Raw genomic sequence first — 24196 nt, forward strand, 5'->3', positions numbered from 1 at the left:
GCCCGACTCCTCCAAGCGGTCCATGTGTGCGCGAACTGGGGTGGTGTGTGGGGACGGTGCCGTTGCCGCCATCGTCGGCGCGGCGACTAACGAGGTGCTTGGCGTCCGCTAAAGCCGCCCTTGTGGGCCGCGAGCACGCGGGCCAGGCGCCGCACGAAGCCGGGCTCGTCGTCGCGCGGGAAGAAGTGCCCGCCGGGGACGACGTGGAGCCGGAAGTCGCCGGTGGTGTGCCGACGCCACGTGTCGGCGGCCTCGGGACGCACGAGGGGGTCCGCGTCGCCGCAGAACGCGTGGACGGGGCAGGTCAGCGCGGCGGCGGTCGCGGCGCGTCGGTCGTACGCGCAGATCTCCAGGTCGTCGCGCACCAGGTCGACCGCCGCGCGCATCCAGTCGGGGTAACGCAGCAGGAGTTCCGACATGCCGCCGATGGCCACGAGCCGGCGCGCGAATTCCGCGTCGGGCAGGTGGCGCGACTCGGTGAGGACGGCGGGCAGGTGCGGTCCCGGGTACGCCCCGACGACCAGGGCCTCGGGTTGTCGGGCCCCGCGTCGGGCCCGCCGGGTCACGAGGTCGTAGGCCACGACCGCGCCCATGCTGTGGCCGTAGATCGCGTGCGGCCGGTCCAGCACCGCCCCGAGCTGCCGGTCGAGTGTCGCGGCGAGTTCGACGGCGTCGCGGAATCGCGGTTCCCCGGCGCGTTGTTCGCGTCCGGGCAGTTGCACCGGCAGGACCGCCGCGCCGGGGGCGTGCTCCTGCCATCGTGCGAACGCCGACGCGCCGCCGCCGGCGTGGTGGAAGCACAGCAGTGGCAGGCGGGTGTCGCCCGGTGGGGGCGGAGGTGCCGCCAGGTAGCCGGCGGCGGTGTCGTCGCCGGGCCGAAGGCGTGCCGTGGGGTCGGGTGCCGTACTCATCGCGGGCCGTCCTCGGGCGTGTGGGCGCGTCGGCGTCGGGTGCGGAGGGTGCGGCGCAGGCGCGTCAGCCGGTGCATTCCGGCGATGACGGCGCGCTGCGGGCCGCGGGCGTCGCGGGCGCGCAGGATCGCCAGGACGGTCCAGAGCCGGGCCTCGGCGGCGTGGTCGGGCGCGCCGTGTACGTCGTCGTACGCCACGATGTCGACGTCCCGGAGGTGCCGCCGCAGTCGGGCCGCGTCGGACGCCGGGATGATCTCGTCGCGCGTGCTCTCGATATAGCGGACGGGGATGTCCACGGCGGCGAGTTCGGCGTCGCCGAGCGCCCAGCCGTCGGCGAGGGTCTTGTGGACGTCGCGCGGGTCGACGCGGAGGAGGTGGGCGAGCGTGTCGACGGTGACGCGCGGCACGTGCGGCCACCAGACCTCGTCGGTGAAGAAGTCGGCGACGGGTGCCCCGGCGGTCGCGATGGCCCGGATGCGCGGGTCCCCTTGGGCGGCCCAGCGCAGCGCCATGTGTCCGCTGAAGCTGTGCGCGATGGCGTACGTCCGGCCGGTGTCGGCGCGGTCGGCGACGGCGTCGAGGAGTGCGGGGAGCATGCGCCAGCTGTCCGGGCCGTACGCGGCGGTGTTCTCGCCGACGCCGGGCATCTCGGCGACGATCATCGCCATGCCCAGGCCCGCGGCCTGTTCGAGGGCGGGCGCCCACTGTTCCTTGACGGTGACGATGCCGCCGAGGAAGAGCAGGACGGGGCGCGGCGTGTCGGCGTCGAGGCCGCTGGACCACGTGCGGGCCGTGCCGCCGCCCGGGACGGGTACGTCCAGGCGTTCGATGCCGGGGCGGGTGCGGCGCCAGCGGTCGAACGCGGCGATGGCGTGGTCCTGGGCGCGGCGGCGGGCGTCGCCGTCGACGAACGGGAAGCGCGCGAGGGTGTGGTGCCGGGCGGCTTCGAGCAGCCGGCCCTGGCGTTCGAGGTCTTCGGCCTCGCGGGTCCATTCGCCGACCCACGAGCCGGGGGCCGCGCCCTCGTCGGTGGTGACGCGGGCGAGCAGGTGGGCGCAGCGTGCGGGGTCGAGTTGCTGCGCGCGGGTGTGGACGGTCACGAATTGCTTGAGTTCGTCGAGATCGTTCACCGGTCGGGGCCCTCCGTTTCGGGTCCCGCGCCGACGGCCGCCGTGCGGGTGGGCGGTGCCGCGGCCAGGTGGGGGTCGCCGGGGTCGTGGCCGGCCCGGTGCGCCGCGTCCGCCGGGGGTGTGTGGGCAGGTGGCGCGTAGGCCTCCAGCCGGGCCTTGATCTCGGCCAGTACGTCGGCGGCTTCGGCGCCGTCGATGACGCGGTGGTCGAAGGCGAGGTTGAGGCGCATCAGCGGTGCGACGGCGACCTGCCCGGCGACCGCGACGGGCCGGTCGAGCACCCGGCCGACCCCGAGCGTGACGGTCGTGCCGCCGACGGAGTGGAAGCCGTCGACGGGCCGGTGTCCGAGGGAGGTGACGGCGAAGGTGCCGAGGGTGCGGGCGCGGGTGCGCAGCGGGCCAACCGTGGCGCGGAACGCGAGGCCGGCGACGGCGCCGGGGAGCCGGTGCAGGCTGCGTACCCCGGCGAACTCCGGCATGGTGGCGGGGTCTTGATCGCGATAGTGCTCGACCTGGCGCTGGATGTCGGCGAGTTCGGCGCGGTGCAGGTCGGGGAGCACCGCGGCGAGGACGACGCGGCGGCCCGCGAGGGTCTTGTCGAGGGTGAGTTTGCCGTTGACGGAGGCGTGCCGGGCGACGCGGGGGCGCGGTCCGGCGCGGTAGGCGGCGTTGGCCTCGGGGTGGTCCGCGAGGACGCGGGCCGCGGCGTGCAGGACATAGGTGACGGTCGACAGGTGCATGCCGTCCGCGCGGTGGGCGGCACGGTGGGCGCGGACACCGGTCATGTCGACCTCGGTGTCGAGGTAGACCGGGGAGAAGCGGCGGATGCCGTCGAGGAAGGCGAGCGTGTGCCGGCGTTCCCGGAGCGCGGGTGTGATGGTGACGCCCCCGTGGGGCGGGGCGTACGGGGGGTGGTGTTCGCTCATGCGGGCACCTCGTTCCGCTCGGGGCCGCGTTCGCGAGGCGCGTCCGTGTCGGTGGTGGGCTCGTTCACGGCCCGACCGCCAGTGCGTGGACGCCGGCCAGGTCGGGGGCGTCGAGGAGGTCGGGCAGCGAGAGGCGGCGGCCGGTGCTCTTCTCCAGGACGGTGAGCAGCCACAGCAGGTGGACGGAGTCCCATCCGGGGATCTCGTCGAGCCGCCGGTGGGCGTGCTCGGGGGTGACCGGCAGGCCGAGTTCGTCGCGCAGGAGCGTGATCAGGTCGTCGACGCGGGCGATGGCGCCGGGTCCGGTGTCGGTCATCGGGTGTCCCTCGGGTCGGGTCGGGGGGCGCGCGCGAAGTCCGCGGTGGCGCTGACGTGTTGGGGTTGTTCGGCGATGTCGGCGAGGTCGTGTCGCCAGAGCCGGGTCGCGGTGTCGTCGGTGTGGTCGACGGCGGAGAAGCCGTTGCGGGCGTAGAACCCGGAGACGTTGCCGTTCTTGGCGCTGCTGCGGTAGGCGCCGGTGACGGCGGCCGAGCCGGTGTTCTTGGCGTACCGCAACAGGCTTGCCAGGACCGTCTGTTCGATACCGCGGGAGAAGACGCGGCAGCTGAGCAGGAAGTTGTCGATGTGCACGCCGTCTTCGGTGCGGCGGGTGAACACGGCGCCGACGAGGCCGTTGTCGCCGAACCGGTCGGCGGCGCGGATGGCGAGGACGAGGTGCGCGGGGTCGTCGAGCCGGTCCAACACGTCGGCCTGCTGCAGGCGTTCGGTGGTGAGGTTGAACTGGTTGGTGCGCTGCGTGATCTGGGCGATGCGGGCGACGTCGCGGTCGCGGACGGCCGACACGGAGACGGTGACGCCGAGTTCGCCGAGGTAGTCGTCGAGGGAGTCGAAGCTGTGCAGGAAGTCGGCGCGGGCGAGTTCGTCGCGGTAGAGCGCGCCTCGGCCGAGGTCTTCGGCGGTGAGGGCGACGGTGTCGAACCAGCCGTCCGCGAGCAGCGCGGAGACGTGCAAGGCGGGTTCGCGGTCGATGTCCACGACGGCCACGTCGGGGAGTTCGTGGCGTACCAGGCCGCGTTCGTAGGGGCTGTCGTCGACGAAGACGAAGCTGTCGACGCCGAGGTTGAGGGCCTTGGCGAGGTCGAGCAGGTTCTCGTGCTTGGGACGCCAGTTGGCGGTGACGCGGACGAAATCGTCGGCGGTCAGCGTCATTCCGGGATGCCGGGTGAGCATCGCCTCGACGGGCTCGGGGTCGTTCTTGCTGACCGCGGCGAGCAGGACCCCTTGCGCGCCGATCTGCTTGACGACGCGTTGGAACGCGGTGAACGCCTCGGCCCGGTGCCCGCCGCCGATGCCGACCTCCACGCCGTCGGGGCCGTCCTCGCCGAGGATGCCGCCCCACAGGGTCTCGTCCAGGTCGACGACGAGGGCCTTGCGTGTGCGGCCCTTGGTCAGGCACGCGATGTGGCCGATGTCGCGGGCGTACGCGGCGAGGAGTTCGGCGGACAGGTGGGCCTTGGCGTAGCAGCTGAGCCGGGGTTCGGTGGCGGCGACGCCGTCCGCGAGGTGGGGGTCGAGGTCGACGACGAGGATTCGGGGGTGTTTCTCGGCGAGCCGCAGCAGGGCCGCGTTGGCGTCGCGCCACGCGGCGCCGAGGCGGGCGCGCGAGCGGTGGTCGATCAATTGCGCGGTGGCGCCGCGCGGCAGGGGCAGGGTGTTGAGGACGAGGGTGCCGCTCGCGTTCTCCACGAAGCGCGCGACGAGGCGCCCGATCAGCGCGGTCTTGGCCCGCAGCACCGCCTCGGCGTCGTCGGCCCGCCAGGGGACGGGGAGTTCGTCGAGCACGATGTGCGGGTCGAGGACGCACAGGACGAGGTCGGGGTTGTCGGAGTGCAGGGGGCTCGCGGGGTCGGAGAGGGCGAAGACCCAGCTGTCGAAGTCGGTGAGGCGCGTGCGGGCGAGCAGGCCGTGCCGGGCGAACTCGGCGGTGACGGCGGGCGGGAGCGCGGACAGGGTGCTGTGCCCGGTGATCGCGACGCCGACCGTGGGGGTGTCGGGGTGGGCGGCGAGGATGTCGTCCGCGGCGACGGTGGCGAGCAGGCGCCCGGCGTGCGCGAGCCCGGCGGCGTCGAGCCCCGCGAGCAGGCGGCGCACCCGGGGGTAGTCGGCGGCGATCCGCCCGGCACGGTGCAACGTGCGGATGTCTTCGGGGGGTTGGTGGGCGACTGCGGGTGGGTGCGGGCTCGGCGTGGCCGGAGGGTCGCCGGCGTCGTTCGCCCCGGCCGCGGGTGGGCGCGAGGTGGGCGCGGGGTGGGCGGTATCGGCGTTATTCGCCTCGGCGGCGGATGAGTGCGGGGTCGGCGCGGGGTGGGCGGTATCGGGGTTATTCGCCCCGGCGGCGGATGGGCGCGGACTCGGCGCGGCCCGGCGGTCACCGGCGTCGGCCGCCCCGGCGCCGCCCGCGTCGCCGCCGGTCCGGTCGGGGGCCGGGTCCGGCGGGTCGTCCCCCGCCGTGCCCCGGCCGGCCCTGTCGGCACGCACCGCGCCGCGCTCGTACGCCGTGCCCTCGGACGCCGTGCCCTCGGCGGCACCGTCGGCGTCGTCCGCCCCGGGTGTCGTGTCCCGGCATTCGCCGGTCTCGGCCTGGTCGGTTCCGCTCACGGCGTCACACCCCCTCGAAGGCGTAGCCCGATTTGATCCACTTGCTGGACTCGACGGCGATGCCCACTCCGCGCTGTCCGGCCTCCACGCGCCCGAGGACGCGTTCGAGTTGGTGGAAGGGAAGGGCGTTGCCGGTGTTGCCGGTCTCCCCGACGCAGCTGACCTCGTGCGCGGCGGGCAGTCCGAGGCGGGCGACGATGCGCGCGGTCATGCGCCCCGACAGTTGCGGCGGCAGCAGGAAGTCGACGTCGTCCGGTTTCCATCCGAGGTCGGCGAGGAGTTCCGCGACGACGTCCGAGGCCATGTCGGGCACGCGTTGCTCGATCGCCTTGTAGTCCTCGCTGACGCCGATGCGCTCGGGTCGCGGCTGCGCGGGACCGAACCACTCCAGCACCTGGCCGGGCGCCTGGCCCAGGCCGGTCAACCGGTTGACCACGCGCCGCAGTTCGAGCGCGCCGGGCGCGGGTTCGGTACTGAGGACGGCCGCGCCGGCCGCGTCGCCGAACAGCACGACGTTGACGAGTTCGGCGGGCGGCACCTTGCTGAGGTCGGCCGTGACGTCGAAGTACTTCGCGCACACGTCCCCGCCGAGCACCAGCACGGTGCGGTGGTCGCCGCCGAGCAACAGCCGGCGCGCGACGTCGAGCGCCTGGACGGCTCCGCAGCAGCCGGATTGCAGTTGGAACGCGGGGAGTTCGTTGGCGCCGATCCTGTCGGCCACCAAGTTGACGGTGGCGGGCATGAGTTGGTCGGGTGTCGCGGTACCGAGCACGAGCGCGTCGATCCCGGCGGCGGTCAGGTCCGCCGCGGCGAGCGCGCGGTCGGCGGCGGTGGCCGCCAACTCGGCGAGTGTGGCGTACTGTTCGCCGGTCTCCAGATCCGTCGCGAGGTGCCGGGTACGGGTGCCGATGAACGCGTCGATCCACTGCTCCCACATCGCGTCGAAGCCGAATCGGGCGGCCAGCGCGGCGTTGTCGATCGGCGGGCCCGGCAGTGCGGTTCCCACCGCGCGGAGGTATACGGGAGGCGTCCCACCCGGGGCGCCCGAGGTGTGCCTGGGGGCGGTCATGTCCGCGGCGTTCCTCTCGCAGATCGCAGAGTGCGTACGGGCGACCCCGCGCGCAACGCGGCGCCCGGCGTCGAGGATGTCGGGCGGTGCTAGCGCGGCTCTAAAGAAATCCCTATGGGCCGGGCCGGGAGGCGCGGCGTCGGGGCCGCCGAGGCGGGTGTGCGGCCGGGTGGTTGGCCCATCGCCTCGTGCGCGCGTGGATTCCCGCACGAGTCGTGTGTTAGTCGGCCTTTAGGGCGGGCTCCTAGCGTGGCCGCGACACCTCGATTGCCTCCGGACTCCCGGTCGTCGAGAAGCACTTCGTGAAGGACGTGCCATGACTCTGGTTGACGACACCTCCCCGGATTCCGCGACGCGGACCCTCCCCGCCGCGGCGCGGCCGCCCGACATGGACGAACGCATCGCCGACCTGCGGCGGCTGCGGCAGCAGATCGCGCACGGCCCCGGCCCGGCCACCGAAGCCCAGCACGCCCGGGGGAAGCTGACGGTCCGCGAGCGGCTGGCACTGCTGTTCGACGCGGGGACGTTCCGCGAGATCGAGGGGCTGCGCCGGCACCGGGCCACCGGGTTCGGCCTGGAGGACCGGCGCCCGCACACCGACGGCGTGGTCACCGGCTGGGGCGAGGTGTACGGCCGGTCGGTGTTCGCGTACGCGCACGACTTCCGCATCTTCGGCGGCTCGCTCGGCGAGGCGCACGCGTCGAAGATCCACAAGGTGATGGACCTCGCCGAGGCGGCCGGCGCTCCGCTGGTGAGCCTGAACGACGGCGCGGGCGCCCGGATCCAGGAGGGTGTCACCGCGCTGGCCGGCTACGGCGGCATCTTCCGGCGCAACGTGCGGTGTTCGGGGGTCATCCCGCAGATCAGCGTCATGCTCGGCCCGTGCGCGGGCGGCGCGGCGTATTCGCCGGCGCTCACCGATTTCGTGTTCATGGTGCGCGAGACGTCGCAGATGTTCATCACCGGGCCGGACGTCGTCGAGGCGGTCACCGCGGAGAAGGTGACGCACAACGCGCTCGGCGGCGCGGACGTGCACGCGACGGTCTCCGGGGTCGCCGCGTTCGTCCACGACAACGAGGCGGAGTGCCTCGAGGAGGTGCGCTACCTGCTGTCGTTCCTGCCGTCCAACAACCGCGAACACCCGCCGTCGCTGCCGACGGCCGACCCCGGCGGGCGCACGAACGACCGGCTGCGCGGGCTCGTGCCGGCGGATCCGAGTCGGGCGTACGACATCCGCCTGGTCATCGAGGAGATCGTCGACGACGAGGAGTTCCTGGAGGTGCACGCCCGCTGGGCACCGAACGTGGTGTGCGCGCTGGCGCGTATCGAGGGGGAGACGGTCGGCATCGTGGCGAGCCAGCCGGCGAGCATGGCCGGCGTGCTCGACATCCACGCGAGCGAAAAGGCCGCGCGGTTCGTCTCGACGTGCGACGCGTTCAACATCCCGCTGATCACGCTGCTGGACGTGCCGGGGTTCCTGCCGGGGGTGGAGCAGGAACACAACGGGATCATCCGGCACGGCGCGAAGCTGCTGTACGCGTACTGCAACGCGACGGTGCCGCGGGTGCAGGTGATCCTGCGGAAGGCGTACGGCGGCGCGTACATCGTGATGGACTCGCGGTCGATCGGCGCGGACCTGTCGTACGCGTGGCCGACGAACGAGATCGCGGTGATGGGCGCGGACGGCGCGGCGCGCGTGGTGTTCCGCAAGGAGATCGCGGCGGCCGACGACCCGGAGACGGCACGTGCGGCGCGCGTCGCGGAGTACCGGGGCGAACTCATGCACCCGTACTACGCCGCCGAACGCGGTCTCGTCGACGACGTCATCGAGCCGGCCGAGACGCGCGCGGTGCTCGCCGGGGCGCTGCGCGTGCTGCGCGCCAAGGACGCCGCGCTCCCGTCCCGCAAGCACGGGAACCCGCCCACGTGACCACGCTCGACCCCACCGCCATCCGCGTCGTCCGCGGAGCCCCGACGGACACCGAACTCGCGGCGGTCATCGCGGTGTTGTACGCCCTCACGCAACGCTCCCCGAACTCCCTCGCCCCAGCCCCCCGTCCCGCCCGCTGGACCGCGGGACACGCCACCCCCCGCCCCCCGACCTCATGGCGCGACACCCCCGGCCCCCGCTGAGCCGCGCTACGACCGTCGACCCCACACACAATCGCGCGGGCCGCCCCGGTGTCCCCGAACCACCCGTTGCGGCAGGGGCGTTGTGCGCTCCGAGCCGCACCGGCATCCGCTGACCGATCCGCGGCTCCGCGAGCACCATCGCCGACGCGGAGCCGCGTTCCCGAAGAAGCCCGCCCGCATCCGCATCGAACCACCCGATGCCGCAGGCGAGTTGGCGACGCGGGCCCGTTCCCGACGGAACCGCGCCGCCGCCGCACCCCGCACCCCGCACCCCGCACCCAACCACGCAATCCCCCGGCCACGTCGCGCGCGCGGCGTCGCCCTACCCAAGGAGCCGGACCGCCCCCGCGCGGCTCCCGGCACGGTGTGACGGCCGCACCCGGCGGGTACGGCGTGACCCGTCGGGTGCGGCTCGGCTCGTCGGTGCGTCGTCGCGCCGGGTGGTCCCCGCGTACCCCCGGCGCGGTGGCGGGTGGTCGTCCGTCGGCTGCGGGCTACGCGGCCGGGCGCAGTTCGAGTTCGTCGTCCGCCTGGAGGATCGCGCGGTGCAGGTTCCGCAGGGCGCGGCCGGGTTCGACGCCGAGGTCGGAGACCAGGGCGGCACGGGCGGACTGGTAGACGCGCAGGGCGTCGGCCTGGCGTTCGGAGCGGTAGAGGGCCAGCATCAGCTGCCGCTGGAGTGTTTCGCGCAGCGGGTGCTCCGCGACCAACGCGTAGAGCTGGGCGACCAGTTCGCGGTGGCGGCCGAGAGCCAGGTCGGATTCGATGCGCATCTCCAAACATTCCATGCGCGTTTCGGCCGCCCAGGAGGCGAATTCGTCGACGATCGTCCCGCCGCGCAGTTCGCCCAGGACCGGGCCGCGCCACAGGGCCAGTGCGTCGTTGAGGGCCGCGGAGGCCTCCGCGTGCCGGCCCGCACGGGCGTGGACGCGGCCTTGGCGGACGAGGTTGCGGAAGTCGTGCGCGTCGATCTCGTCCCGGGTGCCCGGCTGGAGCAGATAGCCCGGTGACCGGGTCACGATCGGGCTCTCACGGCCAGTCCGTGCCAGGAACTTGCGCAGCTGGGATATATGGACATGGAGGGCCGCCGTCGCGCGCCTGGGTGGCGCGTCGGCCCATATTTCGGTGCCGAGTTGGCCCGTGGAGACGACCTGGCCGGCCCGGACCAACAGCACGGCCAAGAGCAGTTCGACCTTGCGCGCGGTGACGGTGGTCACCTCGTCGTTATCCACGACGCGAAGCGTTCCCAGTATTTCGAATCGCATAAGTATCCCCCGCGGCGGTATTCGGGCCGACCGGACACCGGGACGTACCGGTCATGGCCGGCGGTCGGTGGTGACTTACGAATGCAGCCTGACAGATCCCGGCCGTCGCGGCATCAGAGGAAATACGTATGCGCGACGGATCGGATAGAGCGCGGCTTTGGCGGGACGTGCGACAATCGCGCGCCCCGACGGGCATCGCGCTTGATGGGACCAATTCGCAGCAAAACCCCACTTAATCGGACGCCGGTGTCAGGGACCGCCGGCCCCGGCGCCGCCACTCCCGGTGGTCCGTCGTCCCCCGGAACGCCGTACCGGCCGCGATAATCCGCCAATCACGGTTGCTTTCCGGCCGTGCCTGCCCCCGCACCCCCACACGCCGAATACACCGCGCCACAGGATGCCTCCTTGACTTACGCTCGACACAGCCGACGGGGACATCGAAGGGATAATCGTTAACTTTTTGTAAAAAGAATGAGGTGGGGAGCATCGGCAGACATAGTCTCGCCGCTGTCGGAGGCCGCGTATCCGTCGGCATCGAAAAGCGGAGGCATTCGCTGATTCCCCGCCCGCGCAGCTGCGGAAGGATTCACCAACTGTGGCCGAGACGACAACCACTCCCGGTGCGCGGCCGGACTGCATCCGAACGGCGGAGGCGCACCGGCTGGGTACGGCGCTGGACGCCGCACACGCCGGCGCGTCCCGTTTCGTCGACCTCGTCGGCGAGCCCGGAACCGGCAAGACCCGACTCCTCGCCGCGCTGGCCGACGACGTACGCGCGCGGGGGATGCGCGTGCTGCGGAGCCGCTGCTCCGAGCGCGAGCGGAACCTGCCCCTGCACCTGTTCGGCAGCGCCGAGCCGGCCCTCCCCCTTCTCCCCGAGCCCCGGCACGGCGACGACGCCCACGACCAGCAGCGCAGACTGCACACCCACGGGCTGCTGCGTGCCCTGCTCACCGAGCGCGTGGGCGACGGGGCCCTGGTCTTCGTCGACGACTTCCACTGGGCCGATCCCGCGTCGCTGGACCTGATCGACCACCTCGTACGCGCCCCGCTGAACGCCCCGGCGTTGTTCGTCCTCGCCCGCCGCCCGCGCCAGAGTTCCCCCCGAGTCCGGGCCATCCTCGCGCACGGCGCCGAGTCCGGTGTCGTCGAGCGCATCGACCTCAACCCGCTCCCCGCCGCGCAGGCGGCGCGGCTCCTCGGCCTCGACCCGCACGACGCCCGGCTCCGCGACGTCCACGAACGCGGCGCCGGCAACCCGCTCTACATGGCCATCGCCGCCGCCGAGGCGGACGCCGCCGACGACCCGGCCGGCCCGCTCATCCGCGACGACCGGCCGATCCCCGAGCCGTACGACGCCCTGCTGTCGCGCGAGATCGCGCTGCTGTCCCCGAGCGAGGTGCGCATCGTCGAGTCCGCCGCCGTCCTCGGCGAGCGCTTCGACCGCGAGGCCCTCACCGAGGTGAGCGGACTGAGCCACGAGGAGGAATGCGCCGCCACGGCCGGGCTGGTACGCCGCGACCTGTTCCGCCCGGTGGGCCTGACCTCCTCGCTCCGCTTCCGGCACGAATCCCTGCGCCGCCTCGTCTACAGCCAGACCGACCCGTGCCGGCGCTTCACGCAGCACCGCCGCGCCCTCGCGGTGCTCGCGGCGCGCGGGGCGTCCGCCGCGGAACGCGCCCTGCACATCGCCCGGGCGCCGTCGAAGCAAGCCGTCGCGGAGGACCGCGAAGTCCTCAGCACCGCCGCCCGCGAGGCCCTGCCCGGCTCGCCCCCGACGGCGGCGCACTGGCTGCGCGCGGCGCTGCGCCTGCCCGGCGGCACCGAGGACACCGGACGCACCGACCTGGTGACACGCCTCATCGAGGTGCTCGGCGCCACCGAACGCCTCGCGGAACACGGCGACTTCCTGCGCGAGGCCCTCAGCCGCGTCCCGGCGGGCGAGACACCCGCGCGCTTCACCGCCGTCGCGCTGCGCGCCCGACTCGAGTGCCAACTCGACGGCTACGGCACGGCCGTTCAGGTTCTCGACCAGGAATTCGCCGGGTACGGCGACCGGTTGCCGCACGGCGCGGCTCCGCTGCTGCTGCTCCGCGAGACCCTGTCGCTGCTGAACGAGCAGATACCCGCGCCGGCCCAGATCCATCGCGCGCTGCGCGCCGCGCGGGCGGACCGCGACGAGGTCTCCGAGGTCGGCGCCCTCATCCTGCGCACGGTGTACGAGGTTTTGGGCGGCGCGGGCCCCATCCCCCACGAACCGAGCCCGGGCGGCGCGGCCGGCACCGTCGGGTCCGCGCGCCAAGTACGGGCCTGCGCCTCGACGTTGGACGGGCTGGACGACTCCCGCCTCGCCGAACACCCCGAACACCTGGCGATGCTCGGCTGGGCCGAGATAGCCCTCGGCCGGCTCACCGAGGCACGCCGCCACTTCGCCCGCGGCGCGCGCCTGGCCGAGGGCACCGCGCACTGCTACCTGCTGCCCCTGCTGCTCACCGGACTGTGCACGGCCCAGCTGTTCCTGGGCCAGTTGTCCACCGCGCGGCGGTCCGCCGCCGACGCGAACGAGGCCGCCCGCGTCTACAACGGCGGGCACATGGGGCCGCTCGCGCTCGCCCTGCGCCAGTGGATCGCCGCGGTATCGGGGGGCGGCGATCCGGACGCCGACAAGCCGGCGCTGCTGCCCGGCATGGCGGGGCTCGGGGTGATCGGCGCGTACGTCCTCGCCGACGCCGCCCGGCACCGCGGCGAACTGCCGCGCGCCGCAGCGCTGGTGATGGCAACCGGCCTCGGCCCGGACCTCGCGCAGATCCCGGTCTACCTGCGCCCGGCCTGCTATGAGGTCCTGACCGCGGCGGCCGTCGAGGCGGACGACCCGGCGGCCCAGGAGTGGGCGCGTCGGGGCGCCGGTGTCGCCGACGCGCTGGGCACCGAACCGCAGCGCGCGTACGCCCTCATGGCGCGCGCCCATGTCGTCGCGGGCGAACGACCGGGCGTGGCGGCCGACTTGTACCGGGAGGCGGCCCGACTGTTCGCGGCCTCCGGGCTGTTGTGGGCCCAGGCCTGGGCACTCGTCGAGGCGGCGGCACCGGCGGCGACCGACGGGCGGCTTGACGAGGCGTTCACGGCACTGGACCTGGCCGAGGAACTGGCCGAACGCGCGGGCGCCGGACGCGTTTTGGAACGGGCCCGCGACGTCCGCGCCCACCTCAACGGCGGCGCGCCGCGCCCGGCGACCGGCGACGCCGACCTGTCACCGCTGACCGCGCGGGAGCGCGAGGTCGCGCTGCTCGCCGGGCGCGGCAGCAAGACGCGCGAAATCGCCGAGCAACTGCACCTCAGCCCCCGGACCGTGGACGTCCACCTCACGCGCATCTACCGCAAGCTCGACATCCCCTCCCGCGCCGCGCTCGCGCGCCTGCTGGCCGGCATGTGACCGGTGGCGCCGCGTCAGAGGACACCGCGCGGCAACGGCCCCAACTGCTCCGCGAGCGCCCGCTCCACGTCGTCGAGCGGCACCTCCGGACACAACCGCTCCGGATGCGCCGGGGCGGGTCCGGTGGTGACCGTGGGGACGTAGTACGCGTAGATGTAGGTCATCCCCGTCGTCACGAACATCCGCCCGATCCACCGCGCGACCCGCCGCGCGACGCGGCACACCGCGCCCCGGAGCACGCCCCCACCCCGCCCCGCCGTCTCGTCCACCGAAGCAGCGTGCGCGAGTCCGCTTAAGCGCCGCTAAACCCCGGGTGGTCGGCACGCCCGCGCCCGACCTCAGAGGACCGCGGGCCTCGCTCTCGTAGAGTTGTCATTCTCTATGCGTTTTCACGGCTTTTCGTACCCGGCCCGCGGCTGCGGCTCGTCGGCGTGCGCGGGCAACGAGGGAGTGGCGCCATGAGCAAGCGGCGCGGTGGCGTGGACCCGCCGGGCGAGGAGCGGCACCGCGAGGCGGGGACGCTGTGGCGACGCGTCTTCGGCAGCCGGGCGGTCCGGGCGACCAAGGAGACCGCGGGCCGCTGCGTCCGCCGCGCGCTCGAACTGGAGCTGATGCACCGTGCGATGGGGTTCGCGGCCCTGGGCCTCGTGACGCTCCTCCCGCTCCTGATCGTGGTCGCCGCGGCGAACCCGCTGCCCGAGCACGTGCCCTACCCCGGTTTCGGCGGCTGGATCGTGGACGCCATGGGCATCTCCGGCCGGTCCGCCGAATCGGTGCAGGACCTGTTCACCGCCCCCCGCCAGGTCCTCAGCGCCACCAGCGCGTTCAGCCTCGCGGTGCTCGCGCTGTTCGGCCTGTCGTTCGCCACGGGCGTGCAGACCGGCTACGAGAAGGTGTGGCGGCTGTCGGTCGGCCCGTGGCACAAGGCGTGGCGCGGGACGGTGTGGCTCGCCGTACTCGCCGCGTACCTGTTCGGCATGGCGGCCAGCAGCAGCCTCCCGCTGGACGATCCCGGCCGCAGCCTCGCACGGGTCGTGGTCATCGTCGTGGGCGGCTGGCTCTTCTTCTGGTGGAGCCAGCACTTCCTGCTCGCGGGGCGCGTTCCCGCGCGGTTCCTCGCCCCGGGCGCGATCGCCACGATGGGCGGGCTGGTCGGGCTGCGGCTGTTCTCCGCCGTGGTGTTCGCCCCGCTGATCGTGAGCAACGCCGTGACGTACGGTGCGGTCGGCACGCTGCTCATGGTCGAATCGTGGCTGATCGGCGCGGGTTTCGTGGTGTTCGGCGGCGCGCTGGTGGGCCGCGAGCTGTACGTCGAGTCGCACGGCGGCGTCGAGGCCCACCCCGCCGACGCGGACGCCTCGGGCGGCCCGGGCGATACGGGCGACTCGGGCGACTCGGGCGACTCGGGCGAGGACACCACGGGCACGACCGGCCCCATGGACGACTGACGCCCGCGCGGCCCGCGCCCCCGCGATATTGCCGGGACACCCCTCCGCCCCGAACCGTAGAATCGTCGCGGCCGGCCGCGGGACTTCGGCTGCGACTTCCGACACCGCCTTTACCGCGATCCCTCGCTGTTCGCTCCTCCACTCCCCGGCCGGCCCTTCGCAACCGGTCACGGGGAGGCCACGGCGTGGAGCGCCACGAGCGAGCGCGGCGATGAGCGGGGCGCACGCCGCGAACGCGGCGCCGAACGACACGAGCCTCAGGCTGTACGTCGCGGACGCGCTCGCGAGCGTGTTCGTGGTGCCGCACCCCGCCGACTACCGCGCTTTGCACACGACGCTTCTGGAGGACATGTACGGCGAACTCCTGTTCCACTACACGACCTACGGGGCCGACGTCCCGGACTTCGCCGCGGCCGTCGACGCCGACCGCGTCGCGTCGTTCGCGGACCTGCGGCGCGAGGCGGCCCGCCAAGCGGACGACTGGGCGCGCTTCCACGACGGCTCGATGGCCGCCGGGCTGTTCGGCGAAGCCGAGTACACGTACGAACGCGTCTACCGGATGGGCGAGTTCACCCTCTCGCGCATGCCGCCGTCGTTTCGGCTGCGCGAGGAGAACCACATCGGCGAGGTGGTCTCGGCCGCCGACGGGCGCCTCGCGTACTGCAAGACGTTTCGGCTGTCCCCCGCGCAGTCCAAGCGCGGCCACCTGCTCTCGTGCCTGGACGCCCACGACTGGGACCTGCTCGCGACCGTGCGGGCGCTCGGCACGAGTGCGACCCAGCTCGCGCGGCGGATCGACGCCGCCGGGTTCACCGGCCTGCTGCGCCGCGACGTCGTCGCGCGGCTCGACCGCACGGGCCGCCGCACCGACCGCCGGGGCGTGTCGGGCACCTGAGCCGGCCCCCGGACCCGGCGGCCCCGCGGGTGCCCTCGCCTCGACCGCCGAGCCGTCAACCTGAGGGGAATACCGCAGCGCCGCGCGACCGGACCCCTCTAGCGTCCTTCGAAGCGCCGATCGCGGGCGCCGCGTCGCGCACGTGCACACCCGGTGCGCGGATCACGCGCGATGACACGAATTGACGCTTCGACCACCATTCGGGGATGACGGCATGCCGACAAGAGGCAGGGCCGCACGCGTGCGCGCGTGGGCCGTTGTCATGGGGATATCCGGCGCACTCGCGCTGGGCACAGGCTGCGGGCTGAAGGACAAGGTCACAGGGGACGACGACAAGGACACCAAAGCGCAGTCCACGGGCAGTGCCGCCCCCGAGGGAGGCGCCCCACCCGCGGCGCCGTCCCCCGCCGGCCGCACGCCGGACGCCCCGACGGCACCCGGCGGCGGCGGAAGCCCGGCCGCTCCCAAGGGCGGCGCCGTGGAGCCGCCCGAGGTGTGCGCCGTGCTGCCGACCGACGCGGTGTCCGCGGTCCTCAAGGCCACGGTCGTGGCGCAGAAGGACAGCGTGCCGTTCAGCTGCGACTTCCGCGCGGACGGCAAATCGGTCCTGTCCACGTCCCGCACCCTGAACACCGTGTTCAAGCCCGGCGACGACACCGCGCCGATCGAGAAGGCGGTCACCGAGGAGGGCGGCATCCGGCTCGACGACCAAGTGGGCGCGCCTGCCGCCCTCTCCACCGACGGCCGCCACCAAAAGCTCGTGCTCACCGTGAAGGTGGACGACAAGAACTTCCTCAAGGTCACGATCTCGCCCGCGGGCACCGCCAAGGACCTCGACCAGGCGGGCATGGTCGCCCTCGCGAAGGCCGTCGTCGCCGCCGCGCGCTGACACCGCGCACCGACGCGCGGATCACGCCGGAACGGCGGAGGCCCCGCCCGTGGGCGGGGCCTCCCCTCCGCGTCGTGCTCGGCCCGACCGGTCCCGGACGTGCGGCGTGTTCCCCGGCACCGTACGGACGTCCGCCGGTCGCGGCCCCCCGACCCGACCGGCGTGCGGCGTCAGGTGCGCGCCGTGCGGACGTACTCCATGACCGTCTCGCGCAGGTCGTTCACCATCGCCCGGGTGTCGGCGTCGACGGCTTTCCCGTCGGCGCGGCCGACTTCGGCGATCACCAGGTAATGGCCGGACACCGTCGTACTGACCCACGTCGGGCCCAGCTTCGAGATACTCACCCCCGAACCACCGGGCGGCGACAGGAATTTGACGTACTCCCCGTCACTCTTGTCGTCGTGCAGTTTGGTCTGGAGCGAACTGGCCGACGCGTTGTCGCGGAGCGAGACCACCGACAGCGAACCGATCTGGGTCTTGGACGAGTTCGTCCACACCGACTGGATCAATTTGACACAGGTACTGCTCATCAGTGAACGCATCTTGGGCTCGGCCGCCGCGCAACCGGCGTTCTGCTTGGCCAGGTGGTTGTACGCGGTGGACCCGATCGTCGTCGTCCCGGTGTCCGGGAACCACTTCTCGGCGGTGAACTCGGTCGTGTCACCGGTGGCGGTGTTCCAGTCGTTCTTCGTGGCCGTCGCCGTCGGCGTGCGGGTGGACGTGCGCGTCGGCCCACCGTTGGGGCCGTCGGCCGGGGACGTGGGCAGGTCCGTGTACCGGCCGCCGGGCAACGTGGGCATCGACGTGGGTCCCCCGGGACCGGCGCCCGTCGGCGCCGCGCTCCCGTCACCCGAACTGGCGACCAGCCCCGCGCCGATCACGATCGCGGCGACGGCCGTGGCCCCCGTCGCGACCCACGGGCTGCGAGCGGGTCTGTGCGGCGGCGGTGACTGCGGCGGCCCTCCGTAAACATCATTTGGCGAATCCATACCCGAACGCTATAAACACTTGACCAGCTCATGGTGAGGGAAGCCCCTGCGATTCCCGGCCCGAACACGCTGCCGCGCACGTCACCGGTCCCGACGGCCCGGTCTCCCCCGGGCGGCGGACGCGTCCCGCCACCCGGCACGGCATCGGACGCGGGGAACACAAGCGCAACACGGCACTCGTCCGGGTGCGCGCCTCACCATTTGGCGCAATGACTCCCGCGCGCGTTCCTCGTTGGTACGAACGTGGATGTCGAAACCCATCGTCGGCCCGGCACGCCCACGGGCGGCAAGCGATGCTTCTTCCTGGGTGCCTGGGTGCTCACCCCGCGCAGTTGGGCGAAGCTGCTCAAGGCGTCGCCGTACGCGCGCATCGAGCGCGACAACGAGTGCGTCACACTGCGCCACTGCTCCGCGGACCTGGAGCGGTTCGCGTCGGAGATAGTGCTGATCCAGGCGGAGTCCAAACGCCGTTTCGAGGCGCTGGCGGGAAGCCCCGCCCGTCGCACGGAGAACGGGCCGGTCCGTGCGCAGTTCTGAGGACGACCTCTTCGCCGCGTTCCCCTCGCAGTCGGCCGTGTGGGCCCTGAAGCGCGCCGGCTACCCGTCGATCGGCCGGTGGCCCACGCCCGACGCGGCCACCCCGCCGTCGGCGCAGGTCTGGGACTTCGAGGTGCACGCCGCGCTGCTCACGGACGGGCCGGCCGACACCGTCCGCGCGCCCGTCGAGCCGCCGCTCGCCACGCCGCCGGACCGGCCGGCCACCGACCGGCCCGGGGCGGACCGACCGGGTGCGGACGAAGCCGGTCCCGACGGGCCCGGGGCCGACCGGCCGGGGTCCGTCTGGCCGGGGTCCGTCTGGCCGGGCACCGACGACCCGGGCGCCGACACACCGCCGACCGGCGCCTGGCACGCCGTCCCGCCCGACCCCGAGCCGCCGCACGCCGCGTCCCGTGTCCCCGCTCCCGACGCCTTCGGCCCGGACGTCCCCGACCCCGACGCCCCGACGCTCGAAAAGCCCCGCGTCACCGTCGAGTTGCCCGTCCAGAGGACCCGCCCGCACAGCCACCGCCGCCAGGTTCCGCGCACGACCTCCCGCGGGCTGGTCTTCCTCAGCCGCACCATGGTGGTGCTGTCCGCGCTGGTGGTCGCGCTGGTCGTCTTCCTCGGCGCCCTCAGCACGCTCGCCCCGATGGCCTACGTCGCCGCGACGACCGGCCACCCCGGTGCCGCCCGCTGGTGGCCGTTCCTGATCCACGGCCCGTGGCTGGTCGCCGCGCTGTCGCTGGTGCGGGCCGGCATCCATCACCGCCGGGCGATGCACTCCTGGCTGGTGATCGCGGCGTTCGCCGCCTTGTCGATGGCGTTGTCGATCTCGTACGCGCCGAAGAACATGCAGGGCATCATCGTCGCGGTCCTGCCCGCCGCGGCGATGACCGCGTGCCTGCACCAACTGGTCCGGCAGATCACGCTCACCCGCCCACCGGCGAGGTCGACTCCGGAACATCCGGGCGACCCTCGGGGGTGAGCCCCGCGAACTCCTCACCGGCGTACGGGCGTTCGCCGCACGCCCGGGACCAGTCGAGTTCGCCGAGCGCGTGCGCCTTGACCAGCAGGATCCGGTGCATGCGGTCGAAGATGCCGGCGTCCCGCCACCTCTTGAGGCGGCGCCAGCAGGTCTGCCCCGAGCCGAACCCCAGCTCGGGCGGCAGCAGTTGCCAGGGGATGCCGTGGTAGAGCACATACAGGATGCCCTGCAGGCACAAGCGGTCCGGCACCGGGCGCGGCCCCGGCGACCGCTCCGGCCACGGCGGCAGCAGCGGCTGGATCAGTTCCCACGCGTCGTCGTCGACGATCCACGGTGGCATTCCCGCACCTTTCGCACGGTGACGGTCGCGGCGGCGGGAGCCTCGCGAGGGAACGAAGCTCCCGCCGCCGAACGAGCGTCAGGGATGGTCCCGCGGTGTCACGGCCGGTCCTCGACCGTGACGCTCTCCTTGTCGGCGTGGACGACGAGGAGGTGTCGGCGGTCGGGGCGATCCCGCAGCCACGCCGCGCGGTTCTCCAGGTCGACCGCCACCCGTGACGGGTGTTCGCCGTACTTGCGCGCGACATGCTCGCGCATGGTGATCTCCTCGGCGTGCCCCCGCGCGGGCGCGCCCGCGGGGAGGCCGTAGATGTACGCGAGGCCCCCGGTCGGCCAGTCGGCCTGCTCCAGCACGGCCATGTCGAGGCGGCTCACGCCGTCCGCGACCTGGGACAGGCTCAACTTCGGCGCGGCCCGGCGTTCGAGGAGGAACGCCCGCCGGTCCGCGCCGGTCTGCAACTCCAGCGCGCTCGGCGGCGAGACCATGCTGACGTTGCGGAACGCCGCGCACAGCCGGTCCCCGGCCCGCACCTGGAAGTCGACGAACAGCAGGTCGCCGTCCGCGCCGGCGGGACGGGCGTCCACGCGGAGCCGCCCGGTGTCCGGGAAGGCCTCGAAGAGGTCCAGCCGGACGATGCCGTGCGGGTACGGGACCACGTTGGGCCCCACCTGCGGGTACGGCAGCCAGAACTTGCGGTCGGCGATGATGTGCGTCGCCGCGTCCAGCAGCCCGGGATGCGTGAACGTCCCGGGGACGGCCCCGCGTTCCGCGTCCAGGATGCCGAACGCCCCGTTGCTGCCGTACGAGACCTCGGTCAGGTACTGGAACGCGGGGCCGTGCGGAAGCCGGTTCGTCAGGTAGGGCAGGTCCGCGGGCTCGACGTCCGCGAGGGCGGCCAGCGGCCCGGGCCGCTCCGGCGGGTCGAACGTGACGACCGCGTCGGCGACCGGTTCGAACCGCGACAGCGCCGCCGTGCGGGCCGGCCGCCACATCGACAGGCTGACCCGGACCTCCCGGGCGGAGTCCGCCACCGGCTCGACCTCGGTGGCCAGCCGTGTCAGCGAGACCACGGGAATCCACCGCTTGAGCCGCAGCCCGCGCAACCCCGTCGCCTTCAGCCCGGTGTAGGTGCACGCGGCCCGCAGCAGGTGATCCACGCTGGACATCATCGGCAGGACCGGCAGCGTCCAGGTCGGGCAGTGGTCCAGCACCCACGGGTCGTCCTCCGGACCGACCGTGAACTCACGCCGGGCCGGCCCCTGCCGAGGCCGCCGCGCGACGGACGACCGAGGCGCGGCCGGCACACCGGCGATTCCGGAACGCCCGGACACCGCGGCGACCGGCGTATCCCCGGCAGAAGCCCCTGCCGCCTCGACGGCCCCGGCCCCTCCCGACCCCGCGCCGAGCGACGCGCCGGAAGCGAACGCCGTCGCCACGCCGACGCTCCGCGAGGAGGGGCCACCCGCGACGTGCGGCGTGCCCGGGGCGGGTGCTCCCACCGGCGCGTCGGCCATCCCGAAGGCGCGTGCCCCGGACGCGGGCGAGGCGCCCGCGGCACGGGCTCCCGGGCCCGCGGGCGGCAGCTCCCGCGCGTCCGCGGCGAGCGGCGTGCCCGCGGCCGGGCCCGCGGACTCCGCGAACGCGCCGTGGAACGTCGCGGCGGCCCGCAACAGCGCCTGGGTCGCCTGCTCCTGCAGGCGCAGGAACACCTGGTGCTGGGCGAACCGCGTGTCCAGGAACTCCCGGTGCGCGCGACCCACCGTCTCGTGGTGGCGGCGCAGAGCCGCCGCCACCATCTCGTCACCGTCCGGGGGCGCGCCCGGCACGGTCGAGTCGAGCTGCTGAACGGGCGCGACCTGCCGGGCCGCCTCCGCCGACGCGAACCGCGCGACCGCGCCGGGGTGATGCCCCGCCCCGACCGGCACCGCGTCCGCGGCGGAACCGACGCCCTCCCACGCCCCCGGGTCGGCCGACCCCACCGACGCGGCGAGATCACCGGATCCGATGTGATCCCACGCCCCGGAGTCACCCGCCGCCGACGCCGCCGAGGCCGACACCGCGTCCGGGAAACGGTCGGCCGACTCCGCCGTGAGGGCGACCCACTCGTCCTCGGCGTCCGGCTCCTGGAGCCGCAGCACCTTGCGCAGGTCGAAGAAGGCGATGCTGCTCAAGCGGCGGGCCGGGCGCCCCGAGCCGTCGGTACGCGACGGGGGCGCGCCGAGCCGGCTCTCCGGTGCGGCGGTGTCCTCCGCCGTCAGGGACAGTCGTGCCTCCGGCGCGCCCAGCGGCGTGACGGTCACCTCCGCGCGGGCCAGGCCCGGCCTCGGCCTCGCCTCGGCGCCCGCCGTCGGCACCGTGCGGTGGTACAGCGCGACGACCGCACACGCGACGCCGACCAGGCTCGCGGCGCAGTGCGGGCGGCCGAACAGGAGCGACGGGTCGAGCACGGCGGCGGTGTCCGCTTCCGTGCGCGTCGGCCCGAGGTCGCCCACCACGAGGTCGGCGGACCCGTCCGCCTCGCCCGGGTCGACGAGGGCGAGCACCGGATCGCCGTCGCGGCGCGCGTGGTCGAGCCGCTTCAGCGCGACCACCACCGCCGCGTTGCCCTCCGCACCCGGCAGCCCCAGCTCGCGCGCCGCCGTACGGTGCACCGCGGTCGACGCGAGGTCGACCGCGCCGACCAGCGCGGCGTCGCTCGCGCCCCGGCCGATGGCGTCGGCCGCGAGCCGGAGGGCCCGGATCCCCGACGCCTCCTCCGCACACACCGCCATGCTGGTGTCGGTGAGGCGGAACTGCGCGCTGATCCGGTTGGCGGCAATGTTGCCGAGCGCGCCCAGCGACCACGGCGGGCAGTCCAGCGGGTCCGCGACGCGGTCCGCGGACGCCCCTTCGGCCGCCGCGGCCTTGCGGGCCTCGGCGGTGGTCCGGTTGTGCCAGACCGAGAACTCGGCGTGCACCGTGGCGCTGCCGATGCCGACGAGCACCATCGTCCGCTCGGCCGGCAGCGCCACCGCGCGGGCGGCGTCGCGGGCGGCCTCCAAAACAAGAATGTGTTCGCCCGAGGTCTGGAGCATGTCGTTGGGCGGCATCCGCAGGCCGTCCACGCACAGGTCGGCCCGGCGCGGCGGGCGCAACCGTGTCCGGCCCGCCAGCAGCGCGTCGACGAAGTCGGCGGTGCCGTCCCCGTCGCCGACCCTCGCGCCGAGGCCGACGACCGCGACCGGGTGCCGCGGCGCGGGCGGCTCGGCGGCCGGCGGTGCGACGGGCAGCGCGACGGCGTCGGGCCCGTCCCAGGCGTCGACGATGAGATGCGCGTTGACGCCGCCGAAGCCGAATCCGCTGACCGCCGCGCGTCGCCGGCCGTGCCAGTCCTCCGGCCCGGACAGCGGCCGGAGCCCCGTCCCCCGCATCGCGTCGTTGGCCTCGTCGGCGCCCACGGTCGGCGGCAGGACGCCGTGTTCCATGGCGCCGAGCACCTTGAGCAGCGCGGCGCCCGACGCCGCCGTCAGGGGGTGTCCGAGGTTGCCCTTGACCGAGCCGATCGGCAGGTCCGTGCGGTCGGCGAACACCTGGGCAGCGCAGGTGACTTCGACCGCGTCGCCGACGGAGGTGCCGGTGGCGTGGCACTCCAGCAGGGAGACCGTCGCCGGGTCGACCCCGGCGGATTCGTACGCGAGGTGCATCGCGCGCTGCTGCTGCACGGCGTCCGGGACGAGCATGCCGCCCCGGCCGCCGTCGTTGGTCAGGGCGATGCCGCGGATCACCCCGAGGACGGGCACGTCCGCGGACAGCGCGTCCTCCAGCCGCATGAGCGCGACCATCGCGGTTCCCTCGGCGGGGACGAGGCCGTCCGCGTCGCGGTGGAAGGGCCGCGAGCGTCCGCTGGGGCTGAGCGCCCCGAGCCTGCCCATGCCGTGGCTGATGATCTCCGGGGCGCTGCCGTTCAGACCGCCCGCGAGCATCACGTCCGCTTGGTGCGCGTGCAGTTTGCGGCACGCGAGTTCGACGGCGTACAGCACCGAGGCGCAGGCGGCCTCCAGGACGATCGCGCCCGCGCCGAGCCGGAACGCCTGGGCGGTCAGGTGCGCCGGCAGCCCGAAGCAGAAGCGGGCGGCCGGGGTGGGCGGGTGATCGTCGTGCCGGGGCCACGCCCGGACGGTCTCCGGCGGCTGGGAGCGCAGCCACACGTCCTCGGCGTACGCGGCCATCGACGCGGTGGGGGCCGAGATGTTGCCCAGCACCAGGCCGGTGCGCTCGTGCCTGCCGAGCCGTTCGACGTCGCCCAGGGCCTGCCGGGTCGCGTGCAGGACCCAGCGGACGGTCGGGTCGAACCGGGCGATCTCGGCGGCGTCGACGGCCAGGCCGCCCGCGTCGAACCGCTCGGCGAAGCCGGTGACGTGGCCGTAGACCGTGCTCGCCGGGTCCGCGCCGCTCCAGGGGGGAGCGGCGTCGGACCGTCCGACGGCGAACGGCGAGAGGCGTACCGCGCCGGAGACGACGGTCTGCCACAGCTCGGCCGGATCGTTGGCGCCGGGGAGGACGCAGCCGCGTCCCACGATGGCGATGAGGGGGAAGGTCATGGCGC

19 protein-coding genes are annotated in these 24196 nt (G+C 74.0%); 8 read left to right on the plus strand and 11 right to left on the minus strand.

Translation table 11 applies throughout. From position 1 onward, the window contains the following. Positions 1–86: 86 nt before the first annotated feature. From LO772_RS02015 to LO772_RS02040, 6 genes are all read right to left on the minus strand, one after another. A complete protein-coding gene (locus LO772_RS02015; protein WP_231776566.1) occupies positions 87–911 on the minus strand; it encodes a thioesterase II family protein in 825 nt (274 codons plus the stop codon). Continuing rightward, positions 908–2041 (minus strand): alpha/beta fold hydrolase, encoded by a 1134-nt coding sequence (locus LO772_RS02020; RefSeq protein WP_231776567.1) that lies wholly within the window; start codon positions 2039–2041, stop codon positions 908–910. The genes LO772_RS02015 and LO772_RS02020 overlap by 4 nt, the downstream gene beginning before the upstream one ends. Further along, positions 2038–2967, minus strand: coding sequence for a 2-oxo acid dehydrogenase subunit E2 (locus LO772_RS02025; RefSeq protein WP_231776568.1), 930 nt, complete (start codon positions 2965–2967; stop codon positions 2038–2040). The genes LO772_RS02020 and LO772_RS02025 overlap by 4 nt, the downstream gene beginning before the upstream one ends. A 64-nt stretch (positions 2968–3031) precedes the next feature. Continuing rightward, positions 3032–3283, minus strand: coding sequence for an acyl carrier protein (locus LO772_RS02030; RefSeq protein WP_231776569.1), 252 nt, complete (start codon positions 3281–3283; stop codon positions 3032–3034). Next, positions 3280–5625, minus strand: a complete 2346-nt coding sequence (locus tag LO772_RS02035) for an HAD-IIIC family phosphatase (RefSeq protein ID WP_231776570.1) — start codon at positions 5623–5625, stop codon at positions 3280–3282. The genes LO772_RS02030 and LO772_RS02035 overlap by 4 nt, the downstream gene beginning before the upstream one ends. 4 nt (positions 5626–5629) lie before the next feature. Further along, positions 5630–6694 carry a 3-oxoacyl-ACP synthase III family protein gene (locus LO772_RS02040; RefSeq protein WP_231776571.1) on the minus strand — a complete coding sequence of 355 codons (1065 nt, stop codon included), beginning with the start codon at positions 6692–6694 and terminating at the stop codon, positions 5630–5632. A 316-nt stretch (positions 6695–7010) separates the two neighbouring features. Between LO772_RS02040 and LO772_RS02045 the strand changes: the two genes are divergently transcribed. Then, complete coding sequence (locus LO772_RS02045; protein ID WP_231776572.1) at positions 7011–8624, plus strand: acyl-CoA carboxylase subunit beta; 1614 nt, start codon at positions 7011–7013, stop codon at positions 8622–8624. Continuing rightward, positions 8621–8827, plus strand: a complete 207-nt coding sequence (locus LO772_RS02050; protein ID WP_231776573.1) for an acyl-CoA carboxylase subunit epsilon — start codon at positions 8621–8623, stop codon at positions 8825–8827. The genes LO772_RS02045 and LO772_RS02050 overlap by 4 nt, the downstream gene beginning before the upstream one ends. Positions 8828–9321: 494 nt before the next feature. Here the strand turns inward: LO772_RS02050 and LO772_RS02055 are convergent, their stop codons facing one another. Continuing rightward, on the minus strand, positions 9322–10059 hold the full coding sequence (locus LO772_RS02055) for an AfsR/SARP family transcriptional regulator (RefSeq protein WP_443089356.1): 738 nt from the start codon (positions 10057–10059) through the stop codon (positions 9322–9324). A gap of 628 nt (positions 10060–10687) precedes the next feature. Here LO772_RS02055 and LO772_RS02060 point away from each other — a divergent pair. Further along, positions 10688–13525 carry a LuxR family transcriptional regulator gene (locus LO772_RS02060; protein ID WP_231776575.1) on the plus strand — a complete coding sequence of 946 codons (2838 nt, stop codon included), beginning with the start codon at positions 10688–10690 and terminating at the stop codon, positions 13523–13525. Positions 13526–13539: 14 nt separating this feature from the next. On the opposite strand, the gene LO772_RS02065 is transcribed toward LO772_RS02060, so the two are convergent. After that, complete coding sequence (locus LO772_RS02065; protein WP_231776576.1) at positions 13540–13794, minus strand: DUF6059 family protein; 255 nt, start codon at positions 13792–13794, stop codon at positions 13540–13542. 189 nt (positions 13795–13983) lie between these two features. Between LO772_RS02065 and LO772_RS02070 the strand changes: the two genes are divergently transcribed. The 3 genes from LO772_RS02070 to LO772_RS02080 all read left to right on the plus strand — a co-directional run bounded on the left by LO772_RS02070 (position 13984) and on the right by LO772_RS02080 (position 16757). Continuing rightward, complete coding sequence (locus LO772_RS02070; RefSeq protein ID WP_231776577.1) at positions 13984–14973, plus strand: ribonuclease BN; 990 nt, start codon at positions 13984–13986, stop codon at positions 14971–14973. Positions 14974–15271: 298 nt separating this feature from the next. Next, positions 15272–15868, plus strand: coding sequence for an ARPP-2 domain-containing protein (locus LO772_RS02075; protein WP_443089431.1), 597 nt, complete (start codon positions 15272–15274; stop codon positions 15866–15868). 214 nt (positions 15869–16082) lie between these two features. Then, entirely contained in the window at positions 16083–16757 is a 675-nt protein-coding gene (locus LO772_RS02080; RefSeq protein ID WP_231776579.1) for a hypothetical protein, read from the plus strand. 170 nt (positions 16758–16927) lie between these two features. On the opposite strand, the gene LO772_RS02085 is transcribed toward LO772_RS02080, so the two are convergent. Beyond that, positions 16928–17557 carry a hypothetical protein gene (locus LO772_RS02085; protein ID WP_231776580.1) on the minus strand — a complete coding sequence of 210 codons (630 nt, stop codon included), beginning with the start codon at positions 17555–17557 and terminating at the stop codon, positions 16928–16930. Between the two features lie 432 nt (positions 17558–17989). Here LO772_RS02085 and LO772_RS02090 point away from each other — a divergent pair, with 432 nt between their 5' ends. Beyond that, positions 17990–18283, plus strand: a complete 294-nt coding sequence (locus tag LO772_RS02090; protein ID WP_231776581.1) for a hypothetical protein — start codon at positions 17990–17992, stop codon at positions 18281–18283. After that, positions 18270–19271 carry a hypothetical protein gene (locus tag LO772_RS02095; protein ID WP_231776582.1) on the plus strand — a complete coding sequence of 334 codons (1002 nt, stop codon included), beginning with the start codon at positions 18270–18272 and terminating at the stop codon, positions 19269–19271. The genes LO772_RS02090 and LO772_RS02095 overlap by 14 nt, the downstream gene beginning before the upstream one ends. Here the strand turns inward: LO772_RS02095 and LO772_RS02100 are convergent. Further along, complete coding sequence (locus LO772_RS02100; RefSeq protein ID WP_231776583.1) at positions 19216–19611, minus strand: transposase; 396 nt, start codon at positions 19609–19611, stop codon at positions 19216–19218. The two genes, LO772_RS02095 and LO772_RS02100, sit on opposite strands and share 56 nt — an antisense overlap. 98 nt (positions 19612–19709) lie before the next feature. Beyond that, positions 19710–24191, minus strand: coding sequence for a hotdog fold thioesterase (locus LO772_RS02105; protein WP_231776584.1), 4482 nt, complete (start codon positions 24189–24191; stop codon positions 19710–19712). Positions 24192–24196 lie beyond the last annotated feature (5 nt).

It is taken from the genome of Yinghuangia sp. ASG 101, from assembly GCF_021165735.1.
GTDB lineage: Bacteria > Actinomycetota > Actinomycetes > Streptomycetales > Streptomycetaceae > Yinghuangia.